This is a genomic window from Chitinimonas sp. JJ19 (genome assembly GCF_036961565.1).
Lineage (GTDB): Bacteria > Pseudomonadota > Gammaproteobacteria > Burkholderiales > Chitinimonadaceae > Chitinimonas.
The window spans coordinates 105,183-130,591 of record NZ_JBAMDD010000013.1 but is presented as its reverse complement, the minus strand read 5'-3'; the positions used below and the strand labels follow the sequence as shown (position 1 = coordinate 130,591).

The 25,409-nt window shown below is 59.1% G+C and carries 9 protein-coding genes; all 9 read right to left on the bottom strand.

Annotated features, from left to right (window positions below):
- Positions 1-246 (bottom strand): hypothetical protein (locus V7714_RS15825; RefSeq protein WP_335710578.1); only part of this gene is annotated, 246 nt, incomplete at its 3' end.
- A 96-nt stretch (positions 247-342) separates the two neighbouring features.
- Positions 343-645: a ribonuclease toxin immunity protein CdiI gene (gene cdiI / locus V7714_RS15820; protein WP_335710577.1), complete on the bottom strand. Its 303-nt coding sequence runs from the start codon at positions 643-645 to the stop codon at positions 343-345.
- A 234-nt stretch (positions 646-879) separates the two neighbouring features.
- Positions 880-1,269, bottom strand: a complete 390-nt coding sequence (locus V7714_RS15815) for a hypothetical protein (protein WP_335710576.1) — start codon at positions 1,267-1,269, stop codon at positions 880-882.
- 210 nt (positions 1,270-1,479) lie between these two features.
- Positions 1,480-1,935, bottom strand: coding sequence for a hypothetical protein (locus V7714_RS15810; RefSeq protein ID WP_335710575.1), 456 nt, complete (start codon positions 1,933-1,935; stop codon positions 1,480-1,482).
- Positions 1,936-2,320: 385 nt separating this feature from the next.
- Positions 2,321-2,674: a hypothetical protein gene (locus V7714_RS15805; protein WP_335710574.1), complete on the bottom strand. Its 354-nt coding sequence runs from the start codon at positions 2,672-2,674 to the stop codon at positions 2,321-2,323.
- Positions 2,667-19,025: a hemagglutinin repeat-containing protein gene (locus V7714_RS15800; protein ID WP_335710573.1), complete on the bottom strand. Its 16,359-nt coding sequence runs from the start codon at positions 19,023-19,025 to the stop codon at positions 2,667-2,669. The genes V7714_RS15805 and V7714_RS15800 overlap by 8 nt, the downstream gene beginning before the upstream one ends.
- Entirely contained in the window at positions 19,025-20,911 is a 1,887-nt protein-coding gene (locus V7714_RS15795; RefSeq protein ID WP_335710572.1) for a ShlB/FhaC/HecB family hemolysin secretion/activation protein, read from the bottom strand. The genes V7714_RS15800 and V7714_RS15795 overlap by 1 nt, the downstream gene beginning before the upstream one ends.
- A 578-nt stretch (positions 20,912-21,489) precedes the next feature.
- Positions 21,490-22,287 (bottom strand): alpha/beta fold hydrolase, encoded by a 798-nt coding sequence (locus V7714_RS15790; RefSeq protein ID WP_335710571.1) that lies wholly within the window; start codon positions 22,285-22,287, stop codon positions 21,490-21,492.
- Between the two features lie 124 nt (positions 22,288-22,411).
- Positions 22,412-25,402, bottom strand: coding sequence for a PAS domain S-box protein (locus V7714_RS15785; protein ID WP_335710570.1), 2,991 nt, complete (start codon positions 25,400-25,402; stop codon positions 22,412-22,414).
- Positions 25,403-25,409: the final 7 nt, after the last annotated feature.

The following is a 25,409-nucleotide window of genomic DNA, read 5'->3' as shown; positions in this document are numbered from 1 at the left end:
ACCGAACAACAATATCTCACAAATTTCCTGAGTATTTTTTGAATCGTAACCTCCCCTTCCAGGAAGTGGTGCGATAAGCCCAGCAGAAAGCATCGAACGAATGAACTCGATGACGGCTTCGCGCCATGCACCGGGGCTGTCACCATACTGCCCACCATGCAAATTAGGCAACACTGCATTTGGCGTGAAATCGTCTAGTGCAGCCACAATTACTTGACTTTGAAAGGCGGCATCAAAATTGAGCATTTATTGTGCTGGCGGGGACGAGCGAACAGCCTCCTCACCCAATTCTACAAATGGCATAGTTTTGAATTTATGATTTCCATCACATCCTGTCCATCGTTACGACCCAATGCAAGATAGTTTATGCACGCCTCTTTTAGCACGCGAAAAAAATTCTTCGCTTACTATCACTTCACTATCGCCGATCCCAAACAGAACTCCATCAAAATGATCATTCAGATCATCACTAGTCACATCAGGGAAAGCACAATAATCATCATTAACAACGCAACCTGCTTTATTCACCAACAAGCACACCCCCCAGAAAAATGAATCTTGAGAGCAGAGGGAATTAAAAAATTCCAGCGCCTGCCAGCCATAATCTTTGCCGTGAGAGACCGAAGGAAAAACAGTATCTTCCATACCCTTCTACTTTGGATGGTAATTGGTAATAATCCCAGTCTTGGGGTCCGGGTTAATCCGGACAGCAGGGTCAGGCCTTGTTATTCGCACTGAAAGGTAGCTTGAAAAATGCAAAATACAAGACCTGACCCCTTGATTGGAATTAAAGCAATCTGGTAGATATCGAGCGACTAGAGCTGGCAAGCGATCGGGGCACCGAACAAGGCGGCAGCAGCCTTGATTTCTCGGTGAGATTTACTCGCTCTCTGTAAATTTTTTCTTTCCGCTGGCAACAAACCGCTCAAAAATCGCTTTACTTGCCTCGATGAGACTCCTTGCTGCAATCTCGCCAAACTCCGGATCCTGTTGCAACACTTCATCCATGGCCGCATTAAAATTCCCCAGTTCGTCCGCCCTCTTACTGAGTCGCAATGGACACAGAAAAAATCGATTATGCTGAGTTCGCTTCATCTCCCATCTTACGCCAAAAAACTCGCAACTTAAGATAGGCTCGATCATTCCATGAAAATTATCAGCATCATCTGGGTGGATGTGAAATGAAACAAAAAGCAACGAGTCCTTCTCTCCACCACTAGGTCCTGCACTAAACCACCCCCGCAAAGAAATATTTTTTAGCAAATCCATGAAGACTCCGGCAGCCCTAGACTTTGTACTGAACGTTAGAGACTCCATACTAGAATCCTCCTTTATTAAGCTGAGGGAGTGTTGGATTTGGCGGTTCCGGCGTATAAGTGCGCCAAGACACGCCACTAGGTGGCTGAAGCTGCTGGCGCTTCGCGAGCCGGCCTGGATATTCTGAACGGCGTTATAGACGAGCAGGCTTGTGGAGGGCTTTTAGGCTGCTCGGAACATAACTGCGTTACGAAGAGCAACCACGGACGGAGTCGTCTTTCTCGCTGGGTCAGCTGCCACATAGGCATCAATTGCCAATGCGAGATACTTCATGAATCCCTCGTAGCTCATGAAATACTCGGGGTGCTGTAGCCTGTAAGCGTCCTCATCAACGCTCGCTTTGAAACGTGCTCCCACGGGCCAGCCTGGATATGCCGCTTCATTGCCTTCATCGGCCACGTCGCGACGTTCCAACATCCACCCAGGGTCACCCTCAATACCGCCCAATTGGCTGCCATCAACGACAACTTCAACCAACTCGTCCAAGCGGTTATCCAAAAGTACAACGTTCAATGCGAACTTGACCGCAGCGTCTTCATCACGATGTGGTGCGAAGCCCCCAAAGGCTGTTTTGAAGTAATCGTGGTCACGGTAAAATGTCAAATCTTCGTAGTGCATATTTACCACCTAAATTCGGTGCACGTTGCCAAACCACAAACTCCCGCATTAGGTCGCAACAAATCGCGGAGGCTAGTAGATGAGTCTACGGCAGTTGAGTTCTGATACACTTTAGCGACAGCAGGGTCAAGGTCTTGTTATTTGCACTGAAAGGTATTTTGGAAAGTGCAAAATACAAGACCCCACCTTGTGCAGGAGTTAGTTTCCGCATAGTTGCGTCGCTCGGAACCCTTGCTAATAGTTCCTGCATGGAAGCACCTGACAAATTACTGAAATTGCCAGTATTAGGCGATACAAGACTTCTACGGAGATTCTCAATAGCCGTAGGCAATTGTGGACCGTCACCAGGCCCCATTATCCCGGATGGCTTGTTTGGAACAATAGGCTAGATAAAGTCAGCTCCCATTCGCATAGCGGAAAAAGCTATGTAAGCATCTGACGGGTCAGATCTTGAAGCTTCTTCCCCTGCAAGCCACGCATCTAGCTGATCATCAAACTTCGACACAACCCATTTTAAGTTGATTTTAAGCCGATCAGGAGTGCGCTTTAAAATATCCTCTCTAGCCCAATCGTCGGAAATACCCCAAAAAATCGCGTAGGGAGCTAGTACGTGTAGATCTTCTGGCACATCATTCAGATCAAACAATACTCTTGGAAGCGCCACAACAGAGGAGCCCCACATATCCTCTATCTCACTCAGCACCAAGATTTTATTTGAAGCGATTTCAGCATTATTCATTTTTGAGTGCTCCCTTCATGCGTTCGTACCAATTCCAGTATTCTTCTCGAGTGGCTGAAGGTACCTTGGCTGCGTCAAACATTTTTTCAGACAAGGAGCGCACATTTGTCTCCGACACTTTCGTCCAATCGAATGTCCCACCCATTTCTTTTCGCATTTCTGCACGCCACGTGTTGTAAACCCCGAACGTTGCACGATGATTTGCCTCAGGCATTAGCACGGCCGGTGCTAAATCAGGGTCATATCCAGGAAAGTTTTTCTCCATCCACGCCGACATCACACCGTGATGTGAATTTTGTCCAGGCCTGGGGGATGGCATATCTCCATGTTTAGCAACGAAAAACTCACTGTTTGGAACCACCACCCGATTCAAATCAATCGGCCCCTGCCCCAACGCCAACACATCATCGTTCGACACTACCACGGGCAGTCCACCCATGCCACTGCCTTCCGGTGCCTTGGTGCTGGTTCCACCATGGCCTGCCGTATTGTTACCTAGAGATGGCGACGGGTTCGCACCGTTGCCATACGCCTGCACTGGTACAACATCGGTTGCGTGGTTGAGATGATCGCCTGGCTGCTTGGCAGTCACGCCGGTACCTGTGTCAGGTTTGCCGACCGCAACACCCGTGCCGGTGCTACCTGTTCCCGGGGTGGCGCCCATTGCCCCGCTACCGGTAACTGGCTTGGCTGGCGTCCCCACGCCGGTTGCACCCGTGTCAGGTATCTTCCCTCCCGGTACCGTGCCCGGATAGTCCCAGCCGGGCTTGCTCGCCGTAACACCATTCTCCGGCGTCGCCGGCTTCTGCGCCCCACTGCCACCGTTAGGCTTCTTGCCACCCAGCGCCGCATCCACAACCACCTTGGGCGCATCCTTGATGGCATTGATCGCGCCTTGCTCCGCTGCGTTCACCGCCACCTTGGTACCAACCTGCACCACCGTCGAAGCGGCCTTGCCGGCGCCGATGGCTGTACCCACCGTGGTCACCGTGCCGACCACGCCTGAGATAGTCACTGCCGCCGTCACATCCTGCCCATACAGCTTGTTCAGGCTGTCACGGGCATTGCTGTCTACTACCGCTGCGGCAGCTTCGCCTATCCCCTTGCTGTTCGATACAAAGCCGTCCTTGACATTCGACAAGGTGTCCACCGGGTGCAATATCCCGTTGAAGGCGCTTGACAGCACGCCCTTCGCGGTCTCGTACTGGAATTTCAGGGGATCTCTGGCATAGGCCGAGCCTATGCTGGCACCCAGCTCTTTGGCTTCCTGCAGCGCACCCAGGTAGATATTCCGCGTGATACCGCTGGTGCCGTACTTACGGATGAAGTCGCTATCGGTCTCCCACAGGCCTTGCTGGGCAGCAAAGAACTGACCGTGCTCCACTGTGAACAGCTGTTGTTGCTTGCCGATCTCGTTGATGAAGGTGCCGCTGGCTGCGGCCAGGAAGGCGGCGGCATTGGCGTCTTCGCCATTGGTCAGGCCGCTACGCCACACAAAGTCCACTTCCTTGAGGGCTTCGCGCGTCAATGCGGCCGTGGCGGCTTCGATCTGGGCGGCAGTGGGCTTGCAGCCATTGCAGAGCTGGGCGGCGTACTTGGCGGCATTTTTCTTGATCCAGTCCGTTTCGGATGGATGCAATTGCCGGTTGTAACGCTCGCCATCCAGTGCGGTGGCGGCACCTGCTCCGCCACCGCCCACCAGTGCACCCGCGCCGGCGCCCAGCAGTGTGCTGATCCATTGCTGCTGGCTGCTGCCCAGGCCTTGGGTCAGGTCACGTGATCCTTCTGCAGCGCCGGCACCCAAGGCGCCACCCAGCACGTTGCCGCCGCCCGCAGCGGCTTGCAGGCCGCCCATCAGGGCATGCAGCACGATCTTGTTGCTACCGCCCTCACGCCACCGGTCGTAATCAGCCTGGTTGTCCGCCATGAACTGGCCGGCCGCCTGGCTTTGCTGGCTGGCATTTTGTTGAGTAAAGCCGTTCTGTTCGTAGCGTTGCAGCTGCTGCAGTTCGCTCTCACTCAGGCTGCCGTGGTCTTGCTTGTCCTTCAGTGCCAGGTAGTGGTCTGCCTGGGCTTTGGCCAACTGCGCCTTGTCGTAGTCGGCGGTCAGTGCCTTGGCCAAATCCCCCACCAGCTTGAAGCCCACCTCGCCGGTCAGGCGCGATAGTTCCTGCTGGGCTCGCACGGCCTTTTCATCAAAGATCTGGTCGATGGCGCCATTGGCAGCAGCCGTGTCACGGCTCAGGCCAGCCGTGCTGTCCTGGCCTGTGCCCTGGTCGCTACGTACTTCAATGGTGCCGGCGCCGATGGCGCTGGCGGTGGTGCCACTGGCCGAGTCGCTGCTGGGCAGGCCGATGTTGGGGTTGGCACCGGTCTGGCTACCGGGGTCCTTGCGCGGGTCGGTCGGGGCTTTGTTCCATTGGTCGGCAAAGTCCTGCACGCCGCTGTCCACCGGAGCACCCTGGTTGAGATTACCGCTGCTGCCGCTTACCGTCACGCCCAGGCTGCCTGCCTTGTACTCGGCCTGGTTCTGCAGGTCGCGGAAGCCCAACGTGTCGGTGCTGAGGCGGTTTTTGTCGGCCTCTGCAGCGCTGGCAATCACACCGCCGGTCAGCTCGGTGTGGCGGCCTACGTCGATATCAAAGCCGCCCTTGCCGGCATACAGGCCGCTCTGTTCTACCACGCTCTGGTAGTTGCTGTTGATCTTGCCGGCACTGGCGCTCACGCTGCCCGATACCGTGCTGCCAAAGCAGAACGGCGGTACGCAGATGCTGGCGTTGAAGCCGCCACTGCTCTCTTTGCTGTCAAACTTCGAGGCGTCCTGCAGGCTTTCTATGCGCAGGTCGCGGCCCACGTCGGCCACTATGCTGTCGCCCTTCAGCTGCGCGCCCTGGATCAGGGTGTCGCGGCCGCTTTCCAGCGTCAGCGTGTTGCTGGCAACAATCTGGGTTTCCTGGTGGTTCAGGCTGCTGCCGTTCTGCTTGGCCTGGTTGGTACTGGCGCCCAGCTCCAGCGTAAAGCCGGTCTGCTCGCCCACGCCAAAGCCGATGCCTATGCTGCCATTGCTGCCCTGCTGGCTGCCTTGCTGCTCGGTCTTGTTCTGCGCACTGGTCGCCAGAATGTCGCGGGCGGCCGTCAGCATGACGTTCTTGCCCGATAGGTCGGCGCCGGCCAGGACGATGTCGCCATCGCTGGCCAAGCCGTCGGCGGTTTTCTGGCCACTGCCGGTGGCGGTCAGGCTCAGGTTTTCGCCGGCCTTCAGCACACTGCCCAGGTTCTGGGTGGTGGCACTGCTGCTCTGGCTTTCTTGCTCTCCACCGCCAATGCTGATCGTGACCTTGAAGCTGCTGGCGCTTTGCGAGCCGGCCTGGATGTTCTGGACGGCGTTGTAACCATCCATGGCGGCCTTGGCGCCATAAAGCGCGGCCAGTCGCTTGTCGTCGGTTTGCTCGGCCTTCTCGGCATTCTGCACCACCGAGTTGACGGCATTGACCATGCTGTTGCTCAGTGCGGCAGTCACGCCATACTGGCTGCTGGTCTGCTGCTGGCGTTGCTGTTCGGTGTCCACCGAGGGCTGGATGTCGATATTGCTGCCGGTCACAGACAGGTTGCGCCCTGCGATCAGCTCGGTGCTCTGTACCTTGACATCGTCCTTGGCGGTCAGCTTGATGCTGCCGTTCTGGCTGATCACCTGGTTGCGCACCGCACTCTGGTTGCTCTGGTCCAGGCTGCCGCTATGGTCTTGCTTGCGCACGCCTATGCTCAGGCTGGTGCCATTGCCCCCCATATCGCCCACGACCTTGCTGCTGCCATGGCCTTCTTGCTGGTTGGTGTTGGCAACAGCTGCCAGTGCTATCTGCCCTTGCTTGGCGCTCAGGTCGATATCGCCCTTGGCACTCAGCGCTACGCCAGCGGCGCGGATATCGCCTTCGCTGCTGCTGATGGCGATCTGGTTGGCCGTAATGGTGGTGACGGTTTGCTGCGTGCCCTTGCTGCTACCCTGTTCCTCGCTTTCGCGGCTGTTATAGGGCGAAGCGCCGACACCGCTGCTATTGGGGCCGCCATGGGCCAGGCGTGCAATATCGCCCAGCGATGCAACAGCCGTGCTGATCGACTTGCCGCTGCTTTCGCTTTCGGTGCGTGAGCTGCCGCTATCGGCAACCGACTGCAGGTTGACGTTGCGCTTGGCTTCCAGCAAGGCCAGCTCACCCGCGTTGAGCGACGACCCGGCAATGCTGATATCGCCATCAACAGGCTTGCCTGCGGCATCCTGCTTGCCACTACCGCTGGCACGCAGCTGGATATTGCCTGCAGCCGTCAGGCTGCTGCCAACCTGGGTCGTGCTGCTGGTTTCGGTCGTGCTGCTGGATTCACTCTTCTTGTAGGTCAGCGCCAGTTGGGGTGCCGTCAATTGGCTGGCAAACAACTCGCCCGCCACGTCATGCATCTTGCGGGCGCCGCTGGCGTCGCTATCAGCCGTGGCCTTCAGGTTGCGGAAGGTATCCAGCGGCGTCCCCACCAGGGCAAGGCCGATACCCTTCTGCTGGGTATACAGCTTGGCTATGGTCTGGTCGCTATCCTGGCCCGGCTTGATGCTGATGTTCTCGGCCTTGATATCAATATGGCCGGTTGCCTTGGTCAGGTCTGTGCTGGCGCGGTTGGCCGCCAGATCGCTGCCAACAATGCTCACTTGCTTGCCGGCTTCTATCAGCAGGTTGCCGCCCAGGCTGCCCACCATGCTGCGCACATCGCTCTGCACGCTGCCTTGGGCGTTGATATCGCTGCGCTGGGTCGATTTGTCGTAGCTGAAGCCTATGCCTTGCGTGGCAGTGTTGAAACCGCTCTGCTTCACTTCCAGGAAGTGCTTTTCCGTCCAGCTGCTGCGTGCGGCCTCGATATTGATACTGCCCGTGGCAAACAGTGATACATCCTTGCTGCCCACCACTTGGCTGCCACTGATCCCCATGTCCTGCCCTGCCATGATGGCAATGCGGTCGGCCGACAGCAGGCTGCCTGTCGCCAGCGTCAGGCTGGATTGATCATGGATTTCGGTGCTCTTCTTCGATACCAGGTTACGGCTCTGCGTATAGCTATCGAGATAGCTTTCCTGCTGCAGGTTGACGCTGCCGATATGGACATTGCCGGCACTGGTCAGCGATAGCTGGCCATCACTGCTCAACTTGCTGCCCACAATGCGCAGGTCGCCCACCTTGGCGATAAGGTTCATATCGCCCTTGTTGGCCAGCACGCCGCCCGCAAGCGCTTCGCTGCTCCCGCCGTAGCCCAGATAGCTCTTGTGATCCGAGGTACGCACGCCAAAGCTGCTACTGTCCACTGCCGCACTGATATCCAGGCTGGCGCCGCTCAGGCCCAGCAGGCCGCCTGCCAGCAGGTTGGCGCCAAACAGCTTGATACCGTCGTTCGCCATGGCAATCAGGCTCTGACCGGCGGTCATATTGGTGGTCTGGTGGGTAGTTTGGCTGTCCCGCAGGAAATTGCCACGGCTCAGGTCCACATTGTTGCTGCTGCCGCCAGCCAGGGCCAGCAGGTCTATCTTGCCCTTGGCGTCCAGGCTCAGGTTGCCGCCGGCATGCACATCGCCGCCCAGCACGCGGATATCGCGGCCGGCCTGCATCACTACATCGCCGCCGGTCACGCTGGCAAGGCGGTCGATATTGACACGGGTACCACTCAAGCCCACGGTATCAATGGTACGGGTCTCGATCTTGAGATCGCGGCCCGCATCCAGGTATACGCTCTGGCCGCCACTGATCTGGCCAGACAGATTGACCAGGTCCTGGCGGGCGATCAGAGCTACTTCGTTGCCCTGTATGCGGCCACCGGTGTTCACAATATCGGTGCCGCGTATCACCAGGTCGTTGTGGGCACCAATACGGCCGCTGTTGTTCACCGTGCCGGTCACATCCAGGGCCACGCGGTTGCCCGCCATCAGGTTGCCGTCGGCGCGCAGTTGGCCGTCGCTGCCGTGGCGCAGGTAAACGCGCGGCACCAGCACCTTCTGGCCATTCACTTCTTCCTCAATCAGCCAGACGATATCGTCGGTCAGCTGCGCCATCTGGGCACCGGTCAGCGCCACACCAGGCGTCAGTTGCAGGCGCTGGCCATAGCTCACGCCCGCATCCATCAGGTCGCGGAAACTCGCCTCCAGGTTCTGCCCCGGCAGCGAACCACGGCCGCTGAGCTTGAGCAGCTGCTCCGCCACCAATTGCTGTTCATAGAAGCCATCGCCTATACGCTTCAGCGTACGGCTGGGGTCCAACTGCAATTGCCCCAGGTAGTAGTCACTACCCAGGAACTGCTTGTACTGCGTAAAGCGCGGGTCCGTTTCCACCAGGTAAGGGTGGTCGGGGTTGTCATGGCGCTTGAACAACTGGTTGTCCGGTACCTTCACCGGGTCGGCCACGCGGGTCACTGTCTCCTGCGGCTTGGTCGCAGGCGTGCCCGCACTGTTGGCCGCTTGCGTGCCGGTGCTGCCTGCCTTGTCGGCGCCCTCAGGCTTGGATACCTGTGGCTTGGGAGCCTCCAGCGCAGTCTTGGTCCCCTGAGTCGCCGTGGTATCCGCTTCGTGCGTCGGTCGAACTGCTATGGCATCTGGGCGTTCATCCACGGCACCCTGCAGTTGGTTGCCCGCAGCAGGCGCAGCCGCGCCATTGGGGTTGGTCGCACTGCCCACCGTAATGGAGGTGCCGCTGCCGTTGCCCACAGGCGCCTCTACCGATGTCGCGCCCACACTGCCCGCCTGCAGGGGGGCATCCGCCTTCGCAGCAGGGTCCACGCCTTGCTCGGTCGGCACATTGCCAACCACGCCAGCACGTACCGGGACATCAATCGGGTTGACGCGTGTCCGGTTGTCCACCTGCTGGCTGCTTATGGTGCCCGTCTGGCCGGCCTTCACCTGATCAGGGCCAGCCACCACCGGGCCATCCACATCCAACGGTGCCTGTCCGCTCAGTTGGGTATCCTGGCGGTTGCTGCTGCCGCTACCGGCACCAGGGCGTGTCGCCGTGCCACCACTGCCACCTGGTTGCGTGACCGATGCACCACCCGTAGGCGTACCGACACCCGTGGTATTGCCACCGCCGGTCGACGTCGTCGGCTTGCGGTCATTGCCCTTGCCATCAGCCCCCTCACCTGCAACTGGGCCACTGGCATGGGCATCCTTGCGTCCTTCTACACCACCACCGCCCGCGTCGCCCGCGTTCGATTCATAGCGCACCGTGCTGGGCACGGCCGAGACACGCTCGGCACCAGGGTTATACACGCCAGCCGTGTCCCATATGCGCCTGTGCCTGCACTTGCCCTTCCAGTCAGCGTTGCAATCCACCCAGGTGTTCTGGGCAGTACCGCTGCGCACCACTTCGGCAAAGCCCTGCCCCGCCGTGTTGTCTACGTTGTCACCGGCTACCGCCAGGGTGCCATCCGCCACCAGCCAGCCAGCATTGGTCACCGAGCCGTTGATGGCCAGGTTACCGCCCGCCAGTATCTTGCCCAGCGTGGCCGAGACCACCTCTTGCTCTCGGCGCGTCTCGGTGTAATCGCGCACTACATAGTCTTCAAACTCTTCCGTGCGGTTCTCGTAGTCGATCTGCGCATTGGTGGCGCTGATCTTGGCATCCAGCGCCTGGTAGAAGGGCAGCGCCTCCTGAGTGTAAAAGTAGCCAGCGGTATTGCAGGTCTCGTTCTTGCCCCTGCCCGTGCAGACATTCGCACTGGGGTCTGCTGGCGGAGCTGGCGGCCTGGCCAGGCCATATTGTTCAAAGATGGGCGAGTCGTAGGCATAGTTGAAGGTGTGCTCGCAATAGCTGTCGCAATCACGGCTACGCTCAACCGTATAGGCCACGGCCAGGCGCTCGCGCTTGCCATAGGTCGTCGGGTCCACAATAAACTGGACCTTGATACCGCCCAGTCCCACAAAGCGCTCGGCGCCGAACGATTCGGTCGCGCCGTTCCGCAGTATTTCCACTTTGTGTACGCTGGTGCTCTTGTCACGGGTTACCACATTGGTATTGAGGTTGCTCACCGCCCCGGTAATGCCCAGGTTGCCCGCCGCCTGTATGGTGCTACCCGCATTCTCCACATTGGCGCCTATGCTCAGGTCGCCCATGCTGTAGATCAAACCGTTACCGCTATTGCTGAGCGTGCTGGCGCCTATGCTCAGGCCACCAGCCCGCGCCGCAATCACGCCGCCAGCCGAGTTCGAGACATTGCCACTGGCAACCACTGTCAGCTTGTCGCCGTAGATGCGGCCGGTGTTCGCGATATCGCCGCCCGACGACGTCACTGTCACCGTGCCGCCATCAATCAGGCCGCTATTGCTCAGGTTGCCGGTCGATTCCACATAGGTGGTCGGCGCATAGATTTCGCCCGCATTGCTCAAGCCATCGGCGGTGATGTTCAAGCCGCTGACAGCCGACACCGTGCCGTTGTTCTGCAGCTTGCCCTTGATGACGTAGCTCACCACGCCATTGGCGCTGACCACACCGGTATTGGTGTAGTCCGAACCGATGGTCATCGTCACGCCACCCTGGGCCTTGGTCAGACCATCCGCACTGAAGCGGCTGGCATTGAGCAGCAGGTTGGCATCGGCCAGTAACTGACCACCAGTATTAATCAGGCTGCTGGCCTTCACATCCAGCGTACCCTTGGCAGAGAACACGCCACCGGCATTGCTCACGCCATGGGCAACCAGCTTGATCCCGTTGTTGGATATCACTTTGCCGCCGTCGTTATTGAAAACGCCGGCTTCGGTTTCCTTCAGGGCAATGTTGATGTGGTTGCCTTCAATGTCACCACCCGCACTGTTGTCCAGCGAGGTCGCGCCAATATCAACCGTGCTGGCCAATATGCTGCCGCCACGGTTGTTCACCGCATTGTCTATCACCAGTTTGGTGATTTGCTTGCTGCCTATCTGGCCGCCAGCATTGTTGAGGCTAGCACCTGTCACCGTCAGGTCGGCATTGCTCACCACCTTGCCGCCGCCGTTATCAATCCCACCGCCATTCGCAGTAAGCGTCAGGTTGCCTGCGGCACCCATGTAGCCGGCCTGGTTGGCCACGCTGCCGGCGGTGATGCTCAACGCGCCGCCCGAGACAATAGCCGCGCTGCTGCCGTTGTTGCTCAGCTCCTTGCTGCCTGCATCCAGGGTGATATCGCCCGATGCCTGTATCTGGCCGCCATTGTTGCTGATACCGTTGCCGGTCACCTTAACAATACCGGCAGCCTTGTCGGTACCGCTGCTGATAACCCCGCCATCGTTGTTTACCGCACCGGTCGCCGTCAGCGAGACTTCACTGCCAGCCAGCAGCTTGCCACCTGCGTTATTGAAAGCGCCTGTCCTCAGGTCCAGCTTGGTGCCCGCCTGCAAGGTGCCACCGGCATTGTCAAAGTCACGGCCGTCGGTATGCAGGGTCAGGCTGTCGCTCAGCGAGGCAACCACCCCGCCGGTATTGGTCAGCGATTGCAGGCCATTCATGACCAGCGCCTTGCCGGCCACCAGCGTACCTTGGCTGTTGTTGATGGTGCCGCTATTGAGGGTCAACGCCTGCTCGCTGCTGACCTTGCCACCGTTGTTCTGCAGGCTCTGGGCGGTTACCGTCACGCTGCCGCTGGACGCAATGGTCCCGGCAGCGTTACCCAGCGCGCCGTTTTGAGCGCTCACCGTCAACTGGCCCACCGCCGTGATACTGCCGGCGTTATTGTTGATCGACCCCGCATTGACCGTGGAAACGCCACCGCTGTGGATAACGCCACTATTGCTCAACGCGCCGCTGGAGGTGAAATCCAGGCTGCCACCAATCAAGCGGCCACCCAGGTTGCTGAAATTGCCCGTATTCACGGTCAGCAGCTTGCCGGCCTGCAGCGTCCCGCCGTTATTGTCAAAATCCCGGCCCTGGGTATTGATCATCAGGTCGCCAGCCAAGGCCGCCACCGTGCCCCCGCTGTTCGATAGTGTCGCCGCCCCCAGATCCAGCGTGTTCTGCGCTACCAGCGTCCCGCCATTGTTCTGGATATGTCGGGTAGTGAACTCCAGGCTACCGCCGGCAGAAACCGTACCCCCCTGGTTGTTCAGGCTATCGCCGCTGATGCGCATCGTACCGCTGCTGACCAGTTGCCCTGCGGTATTGTCTACATCCCCACCAGCCGCCACGATGCTCAGTGCACCAGCGTGTATCTTGCCGCCCCGGTTATTCAGACTGGGCAAGTTCAACGTCAGGCTGCCGTTGGTAGACACCACGCCACCGGTATTGACCAGATCGCGCAGTGTGCTGCCAAAGACAATGGTATTGCCGGCAGACAGCACGCCGCCGGTATTGTTGATGCTGCCTGCGCCATTCAGTTGCAGGTCGCTGCTGGCCAGCAGCTTGCCTTGCCGGTTGTCCAGCGTGCCATCCACCTTCACCGCCAGCTTGCCACCAGCACTCATCAGTCCACCCACGGTACTGAATTGCTGGGCCGCCATATCGATGTTGCCCTCGGCAACCAGGCTACCGCCGGTGTTATCGAAGCGTGTACCGTTGAAGACAAAGTTGCCGCCGGTTGCCAGCACGCCATTGCGGTTGACGATATCGTCCGTCACCAGCTTGATCTGACCATTGGCATTCAGGGTGCCGCCCGTGTTATCAATCGCACGCGCCACCACATCCAGGCCCTGCTGCGATTCAATCCGGCCGCTGTTGCGCAGGTCGCCCGACAGCGCAATCTCCACCCGCTGGTTAGCCGCAACGGCCCCACCCAGGTTGTCGAAGCGCTCGGTCACCAAGCCCAGCTTGCCACCGGCCAGCATCTTGCCGCTGTTGGTGGTATGGCTGGCGCTCAGCTGCATATCACCACCGGCAGACAAGGTACCCGCGTTATCCAATGCCTGGGTAGTGATCTCCAGTTGGCCGCCGGCGCCCAGCATGCTGCCTGCACCCGCTGTCAAATTGGGCGTCGCCAGCTTCAGCTTGCCCGCCGCCACTATCTGGCCACCACTGAGGGCCAGATCCGCTACCTTTACATCTGCATTGCCATTGGCCAGCAGCTTGCCGCCGGCAGACAAGGCCATGGTCTGCACATCCGCCACCAGGTCTCCGCCGGTCTGGATAGCCGCGCCGCCCTTGGCAGTCAGCGCTTCCATCTTCAGGGTCAGCGCCTTTTCAGCTTGCAGGGTGCCGCCATCGGCATCCAGTTTCGTCACGTCCAAGGTCAGTACATCGTTGCTGGCCACAGTACCGCCAGCGAGACGCAGCTCACTGGCCCTTATGTTCATTGGCCCGCCGGCCAGCAGCTTGCCGCTGCCGCCATCCAGCACACCGTCCGCCAGCTTGGCCTCAAGCTGCCCACCCGCGCTGATCACGCCGGCATCATTACCCACGCCAGCAGCAGTCAGCGACATCGCGCCATTGCTGGCGATTTCGCCCCCCTGGTTTTCCAGTTGACCGGCCGTCTTCACCACTAGCGTGGTGCCAGCACCCAGTCGGCCACCGCGGTTGCCCATGCTGGCAACGTCCACCGCCAGCACACCGGCCGCCACAGCCAGGCCATCCTGGTTGTCCATCGCCTGGGCCGTGATACCCAGCTTGCCCGTTGCAACAATACGGCCCTGCTGATTTTCCACACGGTCAGCACGCAGCGCTATCGCCTGCGCCGACTCCACCCCACCCTGTCCATTCTCAAAATGACCAACGGTCATTTCAACACTACCACTTCCCTGCACCAAGCCTTTACGATTGTCGAAACGTGCCGCAGCCAAGGTAATCTGGCCATTGCTGAACATAGCCCCGCGCTGGTTATCGATCTCAGCCGCACTCAGGCTCATATCGCCATTGCTGGCCAGGGTTCCCCCCACGCTCAACAAACGCTGCGCCGTCACCACCAAGCCCTGCTCGGTCATCAGCTTGCCACCGCTGTTGTCCAGCGTGCCCAGCACAGCCAGGCGTCCGGCCTTGGCGGCCAGCAACACACCACCAGCGTTACTGTATCCATCCGCCGCCAAGTCCAGCAGACCGCCGGCAGTAATACGGGCAGCATCCGTCCGCACCTGCGCCGCCTTGAATGTCAGATCACCCGCCACGCTCGCCGTAGCGCTACTGGCATCCAGGCTGCTGGCCCGCACATCAACCGACTGACCAGCCTGCACCGTGGCACCGACCAGGCTCACCTGGCCATCTGCCTGCAGGGTTAAGGCATGGCCAGCGGCCAACACACCACCCTGCATGTCTATCTCTGCAGCCTCGACAGTCAATTGATTGGCGGCATAGACCTTGCCATCCCGGCCATTCAGCGCACTCTGCGTGACCAGGCTCATAGCGCCCTCGGTCACCAGCGACCCACCTTGGTTCGACAGTGCCGCAGCCTCCAAGGCAACATCTCCCTTACTGGAGAGCACACCGCCGTCATTATTGATCAGCTCATAGCCACGCAACTCAAGCTTGGCGCCACTGGCCAATACAGACTGCTGGTTCACCAGCTTCCGCGCCTGCATATCCAGCGCAGCACCCGCCACAATGCGGCCTTGCTGATGGCTGTTGACTTCAGCCGCCTTGATCAGCAACGACCCAGCAGTCTCGATACGGCCACCGGTATTGCTCAAGGCGGCATCGCCCGCATCCACCACCACATCACCCGTGGCGGTCAGGCTGCCGCCGTCATTGACGATGCCCACACCGCTGACTTCCAGGCGCTGACCCGCCGCTATCTGTCCTTGCTGGTTGTTCAGCTGGCCACTGGCCTGCACCACCACCTTGCCCTGACCACCCAGTACACCCTGGCTGTTGTCCAGGCTGCCGCTCTGCAGTTGCAGGTCTTGGCCGCTGAGGATGCTGCCGCTGCGGTTGTTCAGCTCGCTGCCTTGCACGGTGACACCGTTGACACCGCTCAACTGGCCGCTGGCATTCTGGATCTGGCCTTGGCTGACCACGGCCAATTGGCCGTTGGCCACGACCTTGCCGCCCTGGTTGTCCAGGCTGTGCAACTGGAGCTGGGCGTCGCCTTGGGCTGCGATGCTGCCGTTGCGGTTGTCGATCTGGCCTTGCTGCAGTTGCAGCTGGCCGCCGCTGGCGACCTGGCCTTGGCGGTTGTCGAGGTTGCCGCTGAGCTGGAGGCGCTCACCACCGACCAGGGCACCTTGCTGGTTGTTGATCTGCTGGCCGCTGAGGGTCAGTTGGCGGGCGGCATGGATGATGCCGTCCTGGTTGTTCAGGCTGGCGCTGCCGCTGACTTGGCTGTCGCCGCCGCTGAGCAGCTTGCCCTGGCGGTTGTCCAGTTGGCTGGCCTTGAGGTTCAGCCCTTGGCCACCATGAATCTGGCCGTTCTGGTTGTTGAGCTGGCGAGCCGCGTCCAGACGGGTCTGGCCGTCGGCGACGATGGTGCCGCCCTGGTTGTTCAGGTCAGCGGCCTGGAGGCTGACGTTGCCCTTGCCGCTGATGGTGCCGCCGATATTGCTGACCTGGTCGCGGGCCTGGATATCCAGGTTGCCGGCGCTGGCCAGGATGGCGCCGTCGTTATTGAAGCGACGGACGTTGAGGCCAAGGTCGCTGCCTGCCGCCAAGCGGCCGGCACCAGTAATCTCGTCTGCCTTGATCTGCAAGGCGGCCAGGGTTTCAATGCGCCCACCGGTATTGCTCAGGGCGGCGTCGCCCGCATCCACCACCACATCACCCGTGGCGGTCAGGCTGCCGCCGTCATTGACGATGCCCGCACCGCTGACTTCCAGGCGCTGACCCGCCGCTATCTGTCCTTGCTGGTTGTTCAATTGGCCACTGGCCTGCACCACCACCTTGCCCTGACCACCCAGTACACCCTGGCTGTTGTCCAGGCTGCCGCTCTGCAGTTGCAGGTCTTGGCCGCTGAGGATGCTGCCGCTGCGGTTGTTCAGCTCGCTGCCTTGCACGGTGACACCGTTGACACCGCTCAACTGGCCGCTGGCATTCTGGATCTGGCCTTGGCTGACCACGGCCAATTGGCCGTTGGCCACGACCTTGCCGCCCTGGTTGTCCAGGCTGTGCAACTGGAGCTGGGCGTCGCCTTGGGCTGCGATGCTGCCGTTGCGGTTGTCGATCTGGCCTTGCTGCAGTTGCAGCTGGCCGCCGCTGGCGACCTGGCCTTGGCGGTTGTCGAGGTTGCCGCTGAGCTGGAGGCGCTCACCACCGACCAGGGCACCTTGCTGGTTGTTGATCTGCTGGCCGCTGAGGGTCAGTTGGCGGGCGGCATGGATGATGCCGTCCTGGTTGTTCAGGCTGGCGCTGCCGCTGACTTGGCTGTCGCCGCCGCTGAGCAGCTTGCCCTGGCGGTTGTCCAGTTGGCTGGCCTTGAGGTTCAGCCCTTGGCCACCATGAATCTGGCCGTTCTGGTTGTTGAGCTGGCGAGCCGCGTCCAGACGGGTCTGGCCGTCGGCGACGATGGTGCCGCCCTGGTTGTTCAGGTCAGCGGCCTGGAGGCTGACGTTGCCCTTGCCGCTGATGGTGCCGCCGATATTGCTGACCTGGTCGCGGGCCTGGATATCCAGGTTGCCGGCGCTGGCCAGGATGGCGCCGTCCACCTCAATGCCACTCGCCTTGATTTCGACTTCGCCTCCCACAAGGGAGCCATCCTTAAGTGCCAATGCCTTATCCAGCACGACAGTGGATTTTCCGCCTGCAACCAACGCTGCCCCTGTCGCTTGCAGCGTATCCGCTTTCAGCTTCAGGTCTCGCTTGGCCGAGACCGTGCTCTTGGCGAGCGCCAAGCTCTCGGTGACATCAATCTCTACATTGTCATTGGTAGCAATCAGGCTGGCGTTACTGTTGAGCGTGCGGCTCTGTAGCGTGATCCTGCCTTGCGCAGTCAGTTGCGCCTCTTGCAACGATAGTTGTTGCGCTGTCTTGATATCCAGCGCAGTGCCGGCTGAGAAGCGAGCTTTGTCTGCCAACAGTTGTTCGCTGGCAAGCCGTACCGCTTGGTCAGAGACTACGGTACTGCCAGTCAGGTCAGTGCTGCCTTCAACCTTGATCGCTACTTCCTGCTTGGCGCTGACGATGGTATCGCGCACGCTTAGCGTTCCCGCCTGCACCTGCAGAGCGCCACTTGCAGCCAGAATGGATTGGTTGGCCTCGATGGTATCGGCCTTGAGCGTCAATGCGCCATCGCTGCTGATAGCTCCGCCGTTGTTGCCCAGCACTTTGGCCTCGACAGTGAGATCACCAGCCGAATAGACAGTACCCGCGTTATTGAGCTTGTCGACGCGCAGTGCGGCACCTTGTGCGCCGCCCAAGGCCAATACGCCTTCGTTGTTCAACGTGGTGGTGTTCAGTACCAAGTCGCCATTGACAAAGGCTTTGCCGGTGTTCTCCAACTTGGCTGCCGTCACCACCAGACCGGCTTCTGCATTGTTCTGACCTGTCAGCTTAAGATCACCAGCAGCCTTAAGTTGCTGACTACCCTTGCTGTAAACATCGTGCAGGCGAACATCGCCATTCACATCAAGCGTTAGGTTGCTCTCCAGCGCGGCAATCCGCCCGGCAGAGTTCACACCCAAGCCTTTTTCTGTACCGACCAGGAAAATACGGTTGGCATACATGCCACCTACCGCCGATACATCCAACAACATGCGCGGTGCAGGCCCTTTTGCTTGGGTGGCCAGCGTCGTCAACGTGGCATGGTCAATCTGGTTGGCACCGCCCACCACGTTGATCAATGGTGCCCATACTTCGCCTTCTACGCTCAAACCACGAGCAAACAAGTCGAGCTGGTCGACATTGGCCGCATTCAGGCCACCGGCTGCTATATGCAGTTGACCACCGCCCACGTCAAAGCCACGGATGGCGCCATCTGCGCCGAACAAGGTTTGGCCCGTGGTCAAGGTGGCGCGGCTAGTATTGATAAAGCCGCAACCATCACAACTGATGCCATTGGGGTTGGCTACGATCACCTCGGCCTTGCCTCCGGCTACCTCCAAGTAACCGCGCAGCTGGCTGCCAGTCGCGCCGGTGACTTCATTCAGGATAATACGGGCCGAACGCGTGCCGAACTGCAGGTTAGGCGTGATATAGCCACCCAGCTGGGTGTCGGTGTTGCCGGTGGCGTTGTTGAGTATCAAGCCCTGCTTGTCGACATTGAACTGATCGTACTGATTGCGCGAAACGCCCGACGCAGACGGTGGTGCGATATGTACTACGGGTACGCCATTACCCGCAGCATCAACAATCGGTTTGGTACCAGTTGGTGCACCCGGTGCAGCGACAACCGCCGCCCAGGCAAGGTTGGCCTGCCAGAAATAGCTAACCAGTACGGATTTGATGACCAATTCGCGCCAAAAGCTACGTGGCTCGTTAACTTGCATATCGTTCATATTGTTCATTGCAATCTTGTTCATCAGAACCCGTACCCCAGGCTCATATAGGTATTCACCGCATGGGTCTGGAACCCATTCGGCTTATGCAAAGGCGCACCCAGGCCCAGCTCATAGCTCAGGCCCCATTGGCGTCCGCGTACGCCCAGCATGCCGCCAGCCAACCGGTCACCCAGAAAATCGGAAGAAGAAGGCCCCCAGACGCGTCCTGCATCAAGGGCCAGGTAATAGACGCGCTCGCCCGAAGGCCAGGTCAGCTCATTGCGCCAGTACCATCCACGCTCACCACTCAAGCTGACTTCGCCGTCGAATCCTCTGATCGAACCAGGCCCCCCCAGGGAGACATGATCCATCACCAAGGTAGGTTGACTAGCAAACTGGCTGTGCAGGCGGCTGCTCAGGCCCAACTTGGAACCCGCCAACGAAATTTGGCCGTTGAAACTGATATCCAAGGTATCGACATCAGGGCGCAGCGTAACGCCACCGACATAGGCACTTTCAAGATCGTCCTGTGCGCCATTCCAGGCCATGCCCTGGCGACGCGAGTAACTGACATCCATGCTGCCGCTTGCAAATCGCCGCCGGTAGCTGACCCCTAGTTCGGCATTGCTGGTACGACGACGCTGCACCAATATCTCGGTATCATCGATAAAGCTGCGTGAGCCTCGCGAGTTGGCAGACAGATGCATGGACAGACGGTCTGCGCCTGTGCGCCAGATCACATGCTGCGCCCGTATCTCCGTGCTATTGCTGCGGCCATGCGATAGAAAAGTCTGGCTGACACCCAATATGCGCTGTGCAAAATTGCTGCCGGAGGCAGAGGCCGACAACAAGGCATAGCGATATGGCACGCTATAGCTGAGCACCAAGCTCTGGCTACGATTGTCCTGCTTGAGCTTGCTAAGGTTGCTGCTGATATTGACGTTCAGCTGATCACTGACACCCAGGGGATTGTCCAGGATCAGGTTGGCATTGCCCTGCAACTGACCAAACGCTTTAGCCCCGGTATTGTCGAGCTGGACACTACCGTAGAGGCTGGGACCACGCTGCCGGACAATGACAACATTGCTTGTGCCCGCAATATTGCCCGGTTCGATTTCCGTCTGTACTTGCTGGGAGCCCAGCCTGCTGAACTGCTCCACACCCTGTTCAAGATCACGCAGATTCAGAAGCTGACCTGGATTGACCGGCAGCGCGTTAAACCAGATGCCGCTATCCGCATCGGAAAAACGCACTTTCTCAACCCGTCCCGCCATCACCTTCAGGGTCAAGATGCCACCTGAAAGATTCTGTTCAGGTAGCAATACACGCGTTGTGACAAAGCCTTCATCCAGTAGCCCATCGTTCAGGTAGGCCACCAGTTGTCGCAGGCCTTTAGCGCCTACACATTGCCCTACAACATCTCCTATCTGACTTGATAGTTGTCGAAACCGTGGCAGATCCGTTTCAATGTCGATCCGTTGCAATGTAAAGCAGGGAATTTCAGGCTCCAGCGAGGGCTTCTCGCCACGCTTGGTAGCTGGTTTCAATACGTCAGGCTGAGCCTGTAGGCGTTCCAGTACCGCCTTTGCCCTGTCCTCTTCTTTCTTGAGCTGCTCTGCAATCTGCTCATCCACGCCAATCGCAGCATGCGTAGACATGAAGATACTGCTCCAGGCCATAACGGCGAGCGCGATGCTGGTACAACGGCGGTAAGAGAACTCAAACAAACGCATTGTTATCAATAAATTCAGAAAAAATTCACCCGCTTCCATGCACAAGGCTTGGAAGACGTAGAAAGGACCTAGGTATTCACCGGGTTGGGTGGTTTCTACTGCGCTATGACGCAGTAGCGTGCGGGCCAAAAAGATCGCCCCCTCAGACCTGGCCTGCTCAGGTGTGCCAGATCTTGTATCCATACTGCATTTCAACTTGGCTGCCCTACCAGCCGCCAAGCGGCCCGCCATGCTCAGAGCATTAGCGCCAGCACCCATTTAACGAGGCAAAGCTGGTGGGAAATTGGCGCCTTACAGTTGAAGGCGCGAGAATATACTTTAGTCCCAGCGCAATCTCAAGCCTTTGATTTTATTAACAATAGGCAGTGAGCATAAGCTCTAGTGGTGTTGATTAGGTATCAAACTATTGTTGGTGGCTGGTCGAAAGCAGCTGCTTCCAGAGCGCCAGTGCACATGGGATGGCTATAGGTCCAGTGCCCACCTAGTGAGAATTGATGCGGTGCAACGAGGTAGCAAACTCGTTGAAGCGACAGTGTGGTCTGCTCAGAGAGGTAGACCAATACCACTCGATACATATCTACTGGAGTACCTGATATTTCGGTGGGCTCGGTAGCCCGAAACGCGGCAGTTCCGCTGCTCAACCCACCTGTCATTTATGACAATGGTCTTGTTTTTCAATAACTTCCTGATGCAGCATTGGTCAACGCCGTGCACCGAGAACTTCAAGCGAAGCGGCCAACGAGAATGCAAGCCAAGGATGCCAGATACCCGCTTTACCCCTTCGGCGCCGTCAGCGCAGCAATCATATCCTTGACTGCCTCAGCCGCCAGCTCGGGCTTCTCGAAGGGGAATAGGTGCCCGCCATCAAACTCCGCCAGTTGCACGCCAAAATGCCGCTTCATGCTGGCAATGTCGGCAGGCCGTACATAGATGGAGGTCTTGCCGCCGATAAAGCCGGTAGGTACTGTCAGCTTGCCTCTATGGCGGGGGAAAACATGCGGCAGGCCAACGTAGATGCGGTACTCCACTTCGGTGTCGAACTTGAGCCTGACGCCGTTTTCCGTCGGTACGGTGCCCTCAGTCACATAGTCGCGCAGGCAGCGAGGGTCGAAATCGGCAAACATCCCGCGCCCCTGGAAATGACGGTAGGCAGCATCAACGCTGGGCCATTCGCGGCGGCGGGTACGTGACCCCCTGCCCGGAGTCAGGCGCTCGATAAAACCGAACCATTTTCCCAGGCGCAACATGCTTGAGACCCGTCTGCTGAAGATGGGTGAATCGAGCAGCACGACGGCGCGGAACAGGTCTGGCCGCTCCATGGCGCACATAAAGGAGAGAAACCCGCCCAGCGAATGGCCAACAGCGATCACCGGCTGGTCATAGCGCTGCTCGATATAGCGTATGGATTCCAGTACCTGATTGGGCCAGCAGTCATGCACGGGATACCGTGGATCATGCCCCAGCGCTTCTATGTAACCCACATCGAAATCCGCCTCGAACTGCGACAGAAACTGCTTGTAGCTGCTGGCCGGAAAGCTGTTGGCGTGAGAGAAATGCAGGGGAGTTTTCATGCGAGTTCGGGGCGGCCAAGTTTGTATGGCAGAAAGGTGATATGTCACCTTAATGCCACTCATTTAACTATCTAGCGGTTGCTAGAATATTCACTCGAATCATACCCCCGCCCTACCCTGGCTGTCAGCGTGGCGGATGAATTTCCTGCCAGCCGGTCTCCACCCTGGGTAACAGCATCTTGTCCGCAGCCAGGCGCATCATCAGCTCGGATGCGGGCATGGGGCGTCCCAGCAGATAGCCTTGCACCAGATCACAGCCTGCAGCACGCAGAAAATCAAACTGTTCAACGGTTTCCACGCCTTCAGCCACAACCTTCAATGCCATCTTGCGGGCGATGGCAACAATGGCCTCCGTGATGGCCATGTCGTCGCCTTCGTGTGGAATGCCGGAGATAAACCCACGGTCGATCTTGAGGTTATCCAGTGGGAACTGCTTGAGGCTGACCAGCGAGGAGTAGCCGGTACCAAAGTCATCAATGGACAGGGCCACGCCCATTTCCTGCAAGCGCAGCAGCAGCCTCACTGCATCCTGCGGTTGCTGCATCACGGTACTCTCGGTCAGCTCCAGTTCCAGCATATGGGGCGGCAGCCCGCTCTGGTCCAGTGCCTCGCTGATATAGCCCAGCAGATTGTCATCGGCAAACTGGCGGGCAGAAAGGTTCACCGCGATATGGCGCAAGCCATACCCTGCATCCAGCCATGCCTTGCCTTGCCGGCAGGCCTCCTGCAGCACCCAGGCACCGATGGGCACAATCAGGCCATTCTGTTCAGCCAGGGGGATGAACCGTGCTGGCGGCACCAGACCCAATTCTGGATGGCGCCAGCGTATCAGTGCTTCCACCCCGACAATCTCGCCCGTCTCGGTTGCCACCTGTGGCTGATAATGCAGTTCAAACTCGCCGCGCTCCAGTGCGTGCCTCAGGCTGTTTTCGAGCAACAGATGCTCAAACGCCTGGGCATTCATCTCCTTGGCAAAGAACTGGTAGGTGTTCTTGCCTCGTTCCTTGGCTCTATACATGGCCACGTCAGCGTTCTTCAGCAGCGACGCCGCATCATGGCCGTCCCCTGGGTACACGGCCACACCCACGCTGGCCGTCACGAACATCTCATGACCATCGATAAAGAAATGCTGCGCCATGGCATCGACCACCCGGTTCGCCACGTCAGCTGCCATTTCCGGGCTGGGCAGGTTCTCCAGCACGATGGTGAACTCATCCCCGCCCAGGCGCCCCAATAGATCCGTTGCCTTGACCTGGTTGCGCAAGCGCTCGGTGGCGGCCACCAACAGCTTGTCTCCCGCACCGTGCCCCAGCGTGTCATTGATGGCCTTGAAGCGGTCCAGGTCGAGAAACAACACGGCCAGCGACTGCTTGAGATTCCTGGCCCGGCTGATCTCACGCTCCAGCTGGCTCATCAAGCCGCTGCGATTCAACAGCCCTGTCAGGCCATCATGGTTGGCGAGGTAGTGCAGCCGGGTTTCGGCCTCCTTGCGGCTGGTGTAATCGGTAAACACCCCGACATAGCTATTAATGCGTCCCGCATCATCACGCACCGCTGAAATGGACATCCACACCGGGTACCACTCACCACTGAGCCGTCGATCACGCATCTCGCCCTGCCAGTGGCCATCACGTGCCAGGTGGTCGAGCATCTCATGGTTGAATTCAGCACGGGCGTCCTGCCGCATCAACATGCGCGACAGCTTGCCTATGGCCTGCTGCGCCGAATAACCGGTAATACGGGTAAATGCCGGGTTCACTGCCACAATGCGGCTGTCGGCATCGGTGATCAATATCCCTTCGGAGGCTGACTCGAATACCCGCTCCGCCAGCCTGGACTGGCGCTCTGCCTCGATGCGCTGACTGACATCCAGCGCAATGCCCATCACGGCCAGCCTGCCATCGTATTCAAATACCCGGCCATGCGCCTCCACCCACAACAAGCTGCCGTCGCGACGCTTGGCGCGGTAGGTATAGCGGGCACTTTCCATCTCACCCGTCAGTCGGCGACGGTGATAGTCGCGCAATAGGGGCAGATCCTCGGTAGCGGTCATGTCCTCCACCGAAAGACCGATCAGTTGCTCGGCCGAGTCATAACCCAGCACACGCGCAATCTCTGGATTGGCATAAACCAGTCGGCCATCCTGCACCACATACAGGCCTACCAGCGACAGCTCCACAAATGCACGAAATTTGCCCTCAGATTCCAGCAACTTGCGCTCTGCCGCCCGTATAGGCGAAAGATCGCTGATGATGGCTATATAGTGGCTGACGGCATGGTGCTCGTTGCGCAGTGCGCTGATCGACAGCATAGTCGGATAGACGTCACCGTTCTTGCGTAGGGCCAGGAACTCCCCCTGCCAGCGGCCGCTGCTCAAGGCTGCCGCTACGATATGTTCCAGGCGCGTGCCACTGATGCGGTGCTCCAGCGACAGCACAGGCTGCCCCAACAGCTCATCGCGGCGATAGCCCGACAGGCTTTCCAGTGCCGAGTTGACGGTAACGATCATGCCCATCGCATCGGTCACTACGATGCCTTCGCTGCTGGCCTCGAAAGCTCGCGCATACAGCGCCAGCTCATGCTGAACGGTGATGCGGTCGGTAATGTCGATCAACACACCGACCAGACGATGCTCACCCCCCAGCCGGGCGGCCCTGCTATGCACTTCACAATGCCTTATCTGCCCATCACCGCGCAGGATACGGAAGGGATAGCGCAGGCTATCGACCTCCCCCGCCATGCGACGGCGGACATTCTCGGTTACCAGGTCCAGGTCATCAGGATGTATGACGCGACTGAGCGGCAGGTCAGATAGCGCATCGCGTGGGTAGGCCAGGATATCGGCCATGGCCTGATTGCCATAGACGATGCGATCTGCCTCCAGGCAGTAGATGCCAACCAGGGACTGCTCCACAAAGCCAGCCAGCTCCGTGGCAACTTCGGTGTCATCGGGCTTGGCAGCAGAACGCAGATGACAACCATAGGCCACCCCTCCACCTATGGCCACGGCCAGGGGCAGCGCCACCCATGCAGGCAGCAGGCTCGCCGCAAGGATAGCGGTAGCCGCAGCCATCCCCTTCAACAGGGGCGGCCAGATTCCGGGGGTCTTCTCCATCGCGCTC